This is a genomic window from Pseudomonadota bacterium, assembly GCA_011049115.1.
Lineage (GTDB): Bacteria > Desulfobacterota > Anaeroferrophillalia > Anaeroferrophillales > Tharpellaceae > DSCM01.
Window position 1 is genome coordinate 20,214 of sequence record DSCM01000032.1, and the last position, 11,367, is coordinate 31,580.

An 11,367-nucleotide genomic window follows, 5' to 3' on the forward strand; every position below is an offset into this window, starting at 1 on the left:
TTTATTTTAGCTTTTGCCGGAGTCGCAGCTCTTTGCTTTTTACCGAAAACCTGCGGCCAGAATAATCAAAACCAGCGCCTCGCTGCTTTCGCAGGCAAAACCAAGAATATCTCCGGTAATCCCACCTAATCGTCGCCGACAGACTTCGGCGATTAAATAGGTGTAAGCGGCAGTCATCAACAAGCAGATCAACCCTTTGAAGCCGCTTCCGAGAAGAGCACAGCTCAGCGAAATAACGCCGGCGGTCAACCATTCACGCTGTCCGCAAAAGTTGGTGAACATCGCTCCCAGTCCGCCTTCGGCTCGAGCGTAAGCTGAGGTGAAGGTCAGTTGAACGATGGCATAGCGGCCACAGACGGGAAATATTGCTAAAGCTGCCGGGAGCTTATCGATAATCACGGTTATGGCGCTGAATTTCAGCAGCAGGAGCAAGATTAGTGAAGCCGCTCCCATGCTGCCCAGATAGCTGTCTTTCATGATGGAAAAAATTTTTTCCTTTTCTTGCCGCCCGCTCATCATACCGTCGGTGGTATCAGCGAGACCATCCAGATGAAAACCACCGGTAAGCAGAAAATGAACCAGTAAAACACAGGCGGCGCAGATCTGGGTGGCGAAAAAGCATCGGCAGAACAGGGTCAGCGTCAACAGGAGTAAGCCGATTATCAAACCGACCAAGGGGAACCAGCTCTGGCTGCGTCCCATGGTTTCCGGAGAAACTTCGGCGCTGAAGGTGCCTGCCGGCAGAGCCGTGAGAAAAGAGAGGGCAAGACGAATCTGAGTAATGATGGGAGTCAATTGAAAAAACCTGTTGAAGCGTGGCCAAAGTGTCGAAATTAAATTATTTAAGTTTCTGCGGCAGTCCCCAGAGGGTGAAATAAACCTCCATGCAGGCTTGGGCCAGCCGTTGGTTAACGAGGCCGGCGAGGTCACGAAAACGGCGTCCCAGAGGAAACTCGGGCACCAGTCCGAGGCCGACTTCATTGGTTACCACAATAATGGTGCCTCCGGGGTCCTTTAGGGTCAGGGCAATTTCGTCAGTGGCCGTAAGGATTTGCGAATCATCTTCGTCTTGAGCCATGTGATTGGCGAGCCAAAGGGTAATACAGTCTACCATAATAATATCGTAGTCTTTTCTTAGCCGTTCAAGGCAGGGGCCCAGCTCAAGTGGTTCTTCAATGGTGGCGGCCCAGGCTTTCCCCCGCATGGCCTGGTGTCGGGCAATGCGAAATTCCATTTCCTGATCTTTTGCCTCGGCGGTAGCTAGGTAGGCACGCCGCCCCGGTAAGCTTTCCGCAAGGTTTTGGGCGAAGCTACTCTTGCCGCTGCGGGCTCCGCCGCCGATCATGATTGATTTGCTGCGTTTCTGATGCACTAAAAGACTTTCTATGCCTCTTTTCGGGGTGTGTTTAATGATAATCCTAGAATCCTGGTTTGTTTCTTGAACCATAAATGGTTTATTCAGGTCGGTTCGTAACCCAATAAAGGTTTCCTGTCAATTGTTTTCGCGGATCGTGTTCCCAGGGTTGCCAACACCCAATCAACCCCGGGGGATTCCCGGCAGAAGTTTTAAAGCCTGTTTCCAGCTTGTCTGGAAGGGTGTTCTCGGCGAGAATGGTGGCGGTTGCCGCCAGAGCAAAAGCATCGATAGCGGGGAAGTCGCCGCAGAGGGCGCCGAGGTTGAGATCGATGAGGCGGTGGAGAGGTGGACCTTCCTGATCAGGAAGACCGCGGCTTATTCTGGTGCCGACCAGCATGATATCATCAGGTATTGACTTGGGATTCATTGCAATTTTTTCGAGGAAACCGAAACGGGCCGTGGTTTTTTCTGGTCGGCTCAGAAGCAGGAACAGGCTGCCTTCCCCAAGGCTCAAAGACGGCGCAACCCTGCCGGGTGCCGTCGTAAAGCCGCAATTGGTTTTCTGCAGACATTGCCAGCAGTAGCCGTAAACCTCGCAGTATTCATCAACCACGCCACAGAGAACCTGATCGACACGGCCTTCCTCCAACCAGTTTGCCGCGCACTGCAAGGCCATTGGTAAGAGCAGAGGGCTGGGTTGGCTCAAGCTCAGATTCGGCCCGCTTATTTTCAGGTGGCGGGCAATATGGGCGGCGGCGGCGTTGTGTACCGAATTTGAGAAAAGGGTGGGAGATGCCATAGCATCACCATCGTTAATCATAGTGTCAAGAAACGAAAAGGTGGTGGCGGTGGCGCCATAAGCTGTAGCGAGGATCAAGCCACAGCGGCGGCCGCCCGGAATTTGATCGTGAACGGAAGAAGCCAGGCAGGCGCCAAGCAGAGCCAGACGGGAAAAATGATCAAGCCGCCGGATTTCTTTGCGGCTGATAAAACGGTTCAGGTCTTCGGTCGTGACTCTGCATGCCGGAAAGCCGGAGTCTGGGATGGCCAGGTTTCGAAAATTGGCTTGCTGAGCCGTTGTGGTGGGGTGCAGCAGACTTGTTCGCCATTGTTCATATCCGCTGCCAAAAGCGCCGACCGGACCGATTGCATTAATTGCCATTGGCTTCAAGGTTTACAGATCCCCGCGACGAAAGAGTAGGGCTGTATTGTTGCCCACAAAAGCCAGTGACTGGCTGATAGCCAGAGTGCCGTTGATGTTTTGAGAGATGGTCGTCGGTTGATGCCCGATCTCAGGGTCTGGCTCGTGAAAACCAGCACTGGCGGGAATCTGTTGGTTTTCCAGCATGGCTACCGTGAAGGCGGCTTCCAGAGCTCCGGCGGCCCCCAAGGTGTGTCCGGTATGGCCTTTCGTTGAAAAAAAAGGTGTTCGGGGGAAAAGTTCTCCAAGAACTCTGCCTTCGATCAGGTCGTTGGTGGGGGTGCCGGTGCCGTGGGCGTTGATAAAAGCAATCGCGGAAGCCTCAACTCCGGCATCGTCCAGGGCTATTTGTAATGCCTGGCGTAGCCCTCTGCCTTCCGGATGGGGGGCGGTCAAATGCCAGGCATCGCAGGCACTGCCGTACCCTGCCAAGTAGGCCCGTGCGGGAGAAGTCTTGGGGCGTGAATTATTTTTGCGAACGGATTCCAGGAGCATAACGGCGGAGCCTTCCCCCAGATTAAGGCCGTTACGGTGACGATCAAAGGGGCGGCAGGGGGCGTGATCACTTATTTTTAAGGAAATAAAACCGTTACAGGTAATTCGACTAAGTTCGTCGCTGCCGCCGGCTAAAACCAGATCGCAGATCCCGGACTTGACTTGAGCCAGGAAGCCCCGATGGCCAAGGCGTCGCTGCCCGAAGAACAGGCATTGACGATAGTCAAGTACGGACCCTGAAGCCTGAAGCTGCGGGCCAGGACTTCGGCGGGATTACCGCGCAGGAAGCGTTTGACGGGTTCAGGGTCAGGTTCTTGCCCGGCCTTGAAAGACCGGTAGAAATCCTCGTTGTTCAGAGATGCTCCAACGGTTGTGCCGATGCAAACGCCGACCCGGAATCGAGAGAGTTGGTCCGGTTGTGAAAGACCGGCATCATGCAGGGCGGCCTGAGCGGCGGCCAGTGCCAGCCGTGTGGTACGAGACCAGGGGTGTTCCGGAAGTTCATCATCAAATTCGCCGGGTGCCAGCTCAAACACTGGGAAAATCCGGGGTTGTTCGAGTTGGAAGCGGCGAGCTGTCGTCGGGAGACGGCGTTCTTTAAACAGGGCGGCGCAGGCACTGTTTAAATCCAGCCCACTGGCGCATAAGGCGCCTATGCCGGTAATTGCGATTTGGGGCAGGCTCATTTAATTTTTCTGGATTAACGATCTCTGTCTGGGTTTTGGGGTGACTAGCATCACCGCACCAGACTGTCAAGAGTAATGTCTTCGGTCGGCTCCAGTCTTGTTGGTGGTCAGGGTATGGTACGGTGGACCCCGTTCTGTTGGGCAGCTGACAACCTGTGATAAGCTTTTTTGAGGCAGGAAGAATCAAGGAGGTTTTGTCTTGTTGCAGGCCATTTTATAAAATTGACGCTGGCCTGAGTTGGTTTGGGGTAGCGTAGTTTTTTTTGTAGATCGTAGATGTTTTTTTTCTGTTAAACTTGACAAAGATAATTTTCTTTGTTATGGATTCTCCAATTGTGTTGGGTCGGTTTTTGTTGTCGGAATTAGGTTTTTTTAGGAGATTGATTTTATGTACCCGATTTTTGAATTCCCTGGCATTGGGGGAGGAATGATTATCGCTCTGATTGCGACCTTTCATATCCTGCCCTGCCATCTGGCTACCGGAGGTTTCTGGATGGTTTACTTTCTTGAGCGTCGTGGCCATGCCGATAACAATCAGGAACTGCTTGATTATCTGAAGCGGTTTGCCTTGCTGGTGCTGATTTTCTGTTTTGTTCTCGGCTCGGTAAGTGGGGTGGGAATCTGGTTTGCCAGCACGATCATCAGCCCGCGGGCGATCTCCGGCCTGATTCATAATTACGTTTGGGGATGGGCGACGGAGTGGGTTTTTTTTATCATTGAGATCGTTGCAATTTATACATATTATTACACTTTTGGGAAAATAGCTCCGCAAACCCATCTGCGGATTGGTTTGATTTATGCCTTGGCGGCCTGGATCAGTATGGTGATTATCACTGGTATCCTGGCTTTCATGATGACCCCCGGAAGATGGCTTGAAAGCGGTGGTTTTTTTGATGGTTTTTTTAATCCGACCTATTGGCCGCAATTGTTTTACCGGACCATGATGATGTTTGCAATTTCCGGAATGTTCGCGGCGCTTATGGCCGGCTTCATGAAACCCGGCGCAACTAAAACATATGTTGTCAAAACCTCCGGTCGCTGGGGGCTGTCGGGCTTGGTTCTGGGGGCCGGTTTCGCTCTCTGGTACTATTTTAAACTGCCTGCCCGTGCCCATGAAATTATTGCCATTTTCCCTTATGTCGGTATGATGTTCAAGCTTTCTTTGTTGGTCGGGGCGCTGGTTGCGATTTATTTTCTGCTTCTGGCCGTCGGGCGTGAGGTTCTGGTGCGTCCGGTGGTGGCGATTGCCATGGTCGTTCTGCTTTTTGTCGGAATCGGAGGGGGAGAAAGTGTTCGTGAACTGACCAGGCGTCCCTATCTGATGCCCGGTTATATGTACAGTAACCAGATCGTAGCCCATGATCTGGAGGCCAAAGGTATCAAATCCGAACTGGGAGTTTTTCAGAAGGAGGGTCTGTTACCTCATTATTATTTCGTGCCCCAGGCCTGGCGGCAAATTAATTCGGAAAATTATTTACAGGTCGGCATGCTGCTGACCAAGGTCAATTGTGTTATCTGTCATACTATGGAGGTCGGCGGCCGCAGTTCTTTGCCGGATCTGATCGAGCAGATGGGTGGCGGGTCGGCGGCTGAACTGACTGAATTTTTGGCAACTATCGGTGAAGATTATCCATATATGCCGGCTTTTGCCGGCAATGAAGTTGAACGTCGGGCGGCGGCGGCATATATGTCGAATCTCGTTTTCAGGAACGCAAACCCCGCTACGGCGGCGTGGGTTATTACCGGCGATTGAAAAGGTTTACTCTTATTATTAAGAAATATAAGGAGTTGTGATAGTGGATATCAATTCAGCACTAACCGCCATGCGTGATCCTTTCGGGGTACCTTTTTTCCCCTGGGTGTTTCAGCTTTTACTGGTTTTAACCTTTGCCCTGCATATTATTTTTGTCAATCTGGTCATCGGCGGCCTGGCACTGGCTGTATATAACCATTACAAAGGTGGTGACTTCAATCTTCGTCTTTCCCGCGCTCTGGCTCGTGCCAGTACGGTTAATATTTCCCTTGCCATGGTTCTGGGGGTTGCCCCGCTGCTTTTCGTTCAGGTTATCTATGATCCTTTCTGGTATGTATCCAATACCTTGTCGGCATGGTGGGCCATGGCCTTTTTGCTGCTGGTTGTTCTGGGTTTTCTTTCAGCCTACGTTTTTTATCTGAAGCGCCGGCAACCTGGACAGGGTTTTGGTGGTTGCGGGATTCTGGCCTTGTTTTTTTTGCTGGTTGCCGGGTTCATTCTCAGCGCTTTGTCGTTGCAAGCGTTGGTTCCGGATCAATGGCTTCTCTGGTATACGGCGAATGGCGGTCTGGCCACCACTGGAAGCGGGCTTTACCGTTTTGAAGCGGGACGTTTTAGTCATTTTATAGTTCCGGCTTTTATTAATATCGGTATTTTTATGATGCTTTACGCCTGGTATTTTCGTCCCAGGACGGATGTCGACGGCAAATATCTGGATTGGGTCGCTCAATCCGGCGCGAAGCTGGCCAAGGTTGCCACCATGGTCCAAGTGTTGGTTGGTTTCTGGTGGCTGTTGGCCCTGCCGGCTGAACTACAGTTCATGACAAACCCGTTTCTTTGGGGCGGGGCCTTGCTTGGTGTCGGTCTGCTGGTCGGGCTTATGAAAGCGGAAGTTGCGCCGGAGCGTTACGCTTTGCCGCTGGCCTTATTTTCCCTGGTCGCGGTTTTAGGCATGGGTTCGGCGCGAGAGGTTCTGCGGATGGCCTACCTTCAAGTATTTGAATACTCAATCTATGATTATCCAACCAGTATTGATTGGGGCAGTACGGTTCTTTTTTTAGGGACCTTTGTAATGGGGCTCGTGGTGATTGCCTATCCTCTTGCTGTGGTTTTTAAACTGGGGCGTGGCACTTTAATAAAATCATGAAAATAGATGGTGGAGTGATTTATGAATCTGGAAAAATTTGGCCAAATGACCTTGGGCTTGATGGTTGTCTGGTTTTTGCTGGTTGCCGGTCTGGGGTTGGTGATTTCCTTTAAAAATGGAACTTTTTTTTAATTCCCGTTTCGGGATAAAAGCCTTCATAACCCTGTTCGACTGAAAAACGGCATTCACGGAAAGCACAAAGAAACTAAAAACCGAGGATCATTTTACAATGACGCCGCTATGTTCAAACGGCTCTACCTGGCATTGCATAATATTGCAAAAAAATGGACGATGCCGATCAGGGACTGGAAGGCGGCCCTGAACTAATTCTCAATCATATTTGAAGGCCGGTTGCCGGTTTACTGACAACCCAAACCCGGGCCGTTTACACAAAATGCTTTACATGCCCTGATTTTCTCGCGGTTGGGTCTTCGGCTTGGCCATTGCAAATCGCGCGCAATAGATAGAACAATTCTTTGTGTTTTCCGATCTCTTCCTGGCTTTATGTAGAGCCCACTTAAAAACAATTAAACAACTGAATTAATTGACTAAAAGTCAATTTTATGAGGCTCGTCAGCAGAATCTGTGGAAGTATTTAGGGCAAATCGGCCGACTGTTACGGCGCGGTTCAATATCAATGACCAGGGCTTCCGTCCCGCCAATCAGCATCACGCGGGCAGAGCCATAAACGAACGACTTGAATCGTTCGACTTTGTTGAGTAGAGTCTTTATGAGCATTGTTTCTCTTTCGTGGAATGGATTGATTCTCGCAAATCCATCCTAATCCCACTGGGGGAAACAATGCTTTAAATTTTCAACTGCCTACCCACAAATTCTGCGGAGGAGGCAAAAGTTCTATTTCATTGACGGCATGCAATTTTTTTGAGAAGGGGCAAACTTCTGTGTTCGCTCGCTCTTCGGCACCTCTTTGCTTTTTTGAACGTATTAAAAAAAGTTGACAATGACCTGTGGGCAGGGTAACAGAGAGGGTCATATTTTTGGGGGATACTAACGAATGATGGGTAATTTTTTCTGAATAGCAAACGCCACCGCATCGGCTATCACGCTGGTCGGTAGCGTTTGTTTGTTGAAGAGCGGGGATGGTTAGTTATTTAAGAGCGTCCCTCTCTTTTACAAAAAAAATCGTAACTATTCAGCACCCCACCCTCTCCGATAGGGGAGCAGAGGTTAAGTGACCAATTATTCAGCCTGCATGAAACGAGGGAATTTCCCCTCAAACAACAGCCGCAACGCTTCGGAGGCACTGACGCCCTGCTTGCGACAGGTCGACAAGTAGCTGCGAATTCGGCAGAACATTTTTGCTCCCTCCCAAGAGCGGAAGCACCCCGAAATCTTCTGCTGAACCTTGGTCATTCGGAGGTCATTTTCTGCCTGGTTGTTGGAGAAAGGCACCTCGTTTTCGACCATGAATCGCAACACATCGCCCTCAAAGTTTCGTAATCGCTCCAGAAGATTGCGGGCTTTGGAGCGAGGGAGTCGTCCCCGGCGTCCCGTTCTCTGACTTTCATCGGGGGCGGGACATTCCCTGTCGGCCTCTTCGAGCAGAGCTCGGTAGCGTTTTCGGTAGATGCCGGCCTCGAAGTCATCGAGATGACCGCCGGCATCTAGGGTGGCGGTGTTGATCACCTTGAGCAGAAGCACCATCTTTTGCGCCCACTGTTGTTTGTCCTGCTCAAAGGCCCGCTCCAGCTCCCTGAGATGGTGCGCGTTGCACAACGCATGGGAGCAGCCATAGCGATAATAAGGTTTCCAGTGATCATGACACAGGATGCCCCCAAAGGCCGGGAGAATGCCGATTTCATCCAGCGCCTCACCACCGCGCTTGGCGTGCGGCGAGAAAAACGTGAATTCCGTCGTGGAGGCATTGTGCAGCCAGTTGCGCTTGCCGCCGACGTTGATACCGGTCTCGTCAGCGTGCATCAGGTGTGAAGCAGCGAGCTGCTGCCTCACCCAGTGGTCAAAGGGCTCCAGACGCGCATAGGCCTCCTGGTTGAAATTGTAGATTGAACCCGTGCTGACCGGAATCTGCATCTGCTCCCAGAAATGATCTCCAATGCGGTTATAGGGGATCAACTGAAATTGGGACATGTAGACCGCGTTGACCTTGACCCCGAGGCCATATTGCACCGGTCTGGTGACCCCTTCGGGGAAGGGTGCCACATGACGATTGCCCCGCTCGTCCTGAAGCACTTGAGCGCGGTATTCCGTGACCACACGTGAGATGTCCAGATCGACAACCTGTCGGGATTCGTAACCGGCGTCTCGATAGTTGCCCGGCGGCAAGGTCCTTCTGTCGATCGGGAGAAGCTCGATTTCATCGGGATCAGCGACCGGCTGCAGTGTCGTGCCACGACGTCCTGGTTGGCCTCCCGGTTTGCGTTCAGCTTTGGCACGGGACGCCTTCTGGCGGTTCGGGTCGGCCGATGGCGGCGTGCTGCTGTTTTTACTGTTGAGACCGAACCGGTTCGCCAGCAACGTCACCAGAAGCAGCAGCACCTCAAGACTTGATCTGATCGCCGGGGACAGATCCGTCTCTTTTGCAAGCTGATTCCTGACTTGCTTGATGGTCGCATCGACATCAATGTTGTTAATCGTCATTCTGGTCACCCACGTTGAAGATGAAGCATCTTAACATAGGTTTTCAGAGAGGAATTTTTGTCCCGAAACTCGCCTGTGTTACGTTATTATTTCGGAACCGCGGCCAAGTGAGTTAGAGCAAGTTATCGGCACAAGAAAACGCTTCTGCGATTGTCAGGAGCTTAAAATAAACACCTTGCTGGCAGGCGGATGACTTTAACAATTTTTCAAAAAAACGCTGTCAAGAACTTTTTCAACTTTTTTGGTGAATAGTTACTCTCTTTTTTGAGCCGGGCCAATTCCGCCTTCAGGTCGATGGTAGTCATTCCGGTTTCATCTGGCTTACCGTTTTCCTCTTCAGTGTTCTTCCAACGCCGTAATTGTGTTGGATTGATGCCTAGATTTCGGGCTGCTTCCGCTATGGTATATCCCTGTTCCACTACCAATTTCACTGCTGAATCTTTAAACTCCTGTGTATATTGCTTTCGCTTTGCCATGTCACACCTCCCAACCCAGGGTACTAACCCGGGCTTAGAAAAGTGTCCACTCTTTTCTTACCACCTCACAGTGCTTGGAAAAAGATAAAGAGCAGATGCTCGCCTTCTATGATTTTCCGGCGGTGCATTGGCAACATATCCGCACCAGCAACCCGATCGAATCGACCTTTGCCACAGTGCGGTTAAGAACATCAAAAACCAGAGGTTGCGGTTCTCGGCAAACAATCATGTCCATGGTGTACAAACTGGGGCAGAGTGCACAGAAAAAGTGGCGCAAGCTTCGAGGATTCAAGCTCCTGGCAGATGTTATCCGGGGAGTTCAATTCAAGGATGGAGAACGCACAGACCCATTAGCTGAGGGCGAAATCAACAGGCACGTCGCTTGATGGGATTTTTCTCAAACACCAGATTTGACAATAACTCCACAATCAGCATCGACAACAACAGCGACCGTTATAAGTGATCGTCTCAACCAGCGATTCATAAGTGCTCCTATCAGAATTGGAGTCAAAACTAACACAGGAAGCATTAATTGCCTGCAGCGATCAAGCAGCGCTCATGACATCCTTAGACAATCAAGCGGACTCATGGTCGCACTAAGATCTTTCTGCATAACATGGGTATATATTTCCGTAGTTTTCACATCGCTGTGGCCCATCAACTCTTGCACCACGCGAATATTGACGCCGTTTTCCAGTAGATGAGTAGCGAAGCTGTGGCGCAAGGTATGACAACTAGCCTGCTTGGTGATACCCGCCTTGTGCAGCGCGGTTTTAACCGCCTTTTGTAACCCCGACTCCATTACATGATGACGGCGAACCTCACCAGAACGGGGATCGACAGAACGCGCACGCGCTGGGAAAACATATTGCCAGCCCAGCTCTGTGGCGGCATTGGGGTATTTCCTTTCCAGCGCATTAGGCAGATACACTGAACCGAAACCTTCGTCAACATCCTGCTTATGCAACATCTTAACGCGTTCTATGTGGCTATTCAGCTCGACAGCAAGATCCATGGGCAGCAGACTTATTCGATCCTTCCCCCCTTTGCCATCACAGATATAAATATGGTGCTGGCCAAAATCGACGTCTTTAATACGCAAACGCACGCATTCCATCAGGCGCAATCCTGAACCATAGAGAAGTTTTGCCATAAGGGCGTGCGTCCCTTGCATCGCTCCCAACAGACTGACGACTTCCTCTTTCGTTAGTACCGTTGGCAAGCGCTTGGCTTTTTTTGAGCGCACCGGAGCAATTTTGTCATCAACATGGATATTAAGCACTTTATGATACAGAAAAATAAGCGCATTGAGCGCTTGCTTCTGAGTCGCTGCCGCGACCTTACCTTCAAGCGCAAGATGTGAAAGAAAACGTTCGATATCAGGTGCACCCAACTTGGCCGGATGAGTATTGCCACCGCAATAGCGAATGTAACGAACAATCCATTGACAGTATGATTGCTCCGTGCGATAAGAATAATGAAAATATCGGAACGTTTCACGAACTTGATCCATTAATTTAAAATCTGGATTGGGATGAAACTGGCGGGAATTTTCCATAGTTGCCTCGCGATATCTTAATAAGTGGAAAATATTAAACTTGGCAAACATGGAAAATAGGCTTCCATGTTTAGC

8 protein-coding genes and 3 pseudogenes are annotated in these 11,367 nt (G+C 50.7%); 4 read left to right on the plus strand and 7 right to left on the minus strand.

Annotation, left to right across the window (positions count from 1 at the left end):
* Positions 1-39: 39 nt before the first annotated feature.
* The 4 genes and pseudogenes from cobS to ENN66_03030 all read right to left on the minus strand — a co-directional run bounded on the left by cobS (position 40) and on the right by ENN66_03030 (position 3,739).
* A complete protein-coding gene (gene cobS / locus ENN66_03015; GenBank protein HDS15584.1) occupies positions 40-930 on the minus strand; it encodes an adenosylcobinamide-GDP ribazoletransferase in 891 nt (296 codons plus the stop codon).
* Positions 839-1,447, minus strand: a complete 609-nt coding sequence (cobU, locus tag ENN66_03020; GenBank protein HDS15585.1) for a bifunctional adenosylcobinamide kinase/adenosylcobinamide-phosphate guanylyltransferase — start codon at positions 1,445-1,447, stop codon at positions 839-841. The genes cobS and cobU overlap by 92 nt, the downstream gene beginning before the upstream one ends.
* A gap of 7 nt (positions 1,448-1,454) precedes the next feature.
* Complete coding sequence (locus ENN66_03025; protein HDS15586.1) at positions 1,455-2,519, minus strand: hypothetical protein; 1,065 nt, start codon at positions 2,517-2,519, stop codon at positions 1,455-1,457.
* A 12-nt stretch (positions 2,520-2,531) separates the two neighbouring features.
* Positions 2,532-3,739: pseudogene (locus ENN66_03030) on the minus strand (beta-ketoacyl-[acyl-carrier-protein] synthase family protein).
* Positions 3,740-4,127: 388 nt separating this feature from the next.
* Between ENN66_03030 and ENN66_03035 the strand changes: the two are divergent.
* From ENN66_03035 to ENN66_03045, 3 genes and pseudogenes are all read left to right on the plus strand, one after another.
* A complete protein-coding gene (locus tag ENN66_03035; protein HDS15587.1) occupies positions 4,128-5,492 on the plus strand; it encodes a hypothetical protein in 1,365 nt (454 codons plus the stop codon).
* A gap of 43 nt (positions 5,493-5,535) precedes the next feature.
* Positions 5,536-6,639 (plus strand): hypothetical protein, encoded by a 1,104-nt coding sequence (locus ENN66_03040; protein HDS15588.1) that lies wholly within the window; start codon positions 5,536-5,538, stop codon positions 6,637-6,639.
* A 198-nt stretch (positions 6,640-6,837) separates the two neighbouring features.
* Positions 6,838-6,966: pseudogene (locus ENN66_03045) on the plus strand (IS256 family transposase).
* Positions 6,967-7,839: 873 nt separating this feature from the next.
* On the opposite strand, the gene ENN66_03050 reads toward ENN66_03045, so the two are convergent.
* Both ENN66_03050 and ENN66_03055 read right to left on the minus strand, forming a co-directional pair.
* On the minus strand, positions 7,840-9,258 hold the full coding sequence (locus ENN66_03050; GenBank protein HDS15589.1) for an IS66 family transposase: 1,419 nt from the start codon (positions 9,256-9,258) through the stop codon (positions 7,840-7,842).
* Positions 9,259-9,464: 206 nt separating this feature from the next.
* Positions 9,465-9,734, minus strand: a complete 270-nt coding sequence (locus tag ENN66_03055) for a transposase (protein ID HDS15590.1) — start codon at positions 9,732-9,734, stop codon at positions 9,465-9,467.
* Between the two features lie 71 nt (positions 9,735-9,805).
* On the opposite strand from ENN66_03055, the pseudogene ENN66_03060 reads away from it, so the two are divergent.
* Positions 9,806-10,120, plus strand: a pseudogene (locus tag ENN66_03060) (IS256 family transposase).
* Between the two features lie 170 nt (positions 10,121-10,290).
* Here ENN66_03060 and ENN66_03065 read toward each other — a convergent pair.
* Entirely contained in the window at positions 10,291-11,292 is a 1,002-nt protein-coding gene (locus ENN66_03065) for an integron integrase (protein HDS15591.1), read from the minus strand.
* Positions 11,293-11,367 lie beyond the last annotated feature (75 nt).

What these genes read in the sequence shown, in the direction of transcription:
- ENN66_03035 (HDS15587.1), top strand. Translation starts at nt 4,128, where the DNA reads ATGTACCCGATTTTTGAATTCCCTGGCATTGGGGGAGGAATGATTATC.
- ENN66_03050 (HDS15589.1), bottom strand. Translation starts at nt 9,258, where the DNA reads ATGACGATTAACAACATTGATGTCGATGCGACCATCAAGCAAGTCAGG.
- ENN66_03025 (HDS15586.1), bottom strand. Translation starts at nt 2,519, where the DNA reads ATGGCAATTAATGCAATCGGTCCGGTCGGCGCTTTTGGCAGCGGATAT.
- cobU (HDS15585.1), bottom strand. Translation starts at nt 1,447, where the DNA reads ATGGTTCAAGAAACAAACCAGGATTCTAGGATTATCATTAAACACACC.
- ENN66_03055 (HDS15590.1), bottom strand. Translation starts at nt 9,734, where the DNA reads ATGGCAAAGCGAAAGCAATATACACAGGAGTTTAAAGATTCAGCAGTG.
- ENN66_03065 (HDS15591.1), bottom strand. Translation starts at nt 11,292, where the DNA reads ATGGAAAATTCCCGCCAGTTTCATCCCAATCCAGATTTTAAATTAATG.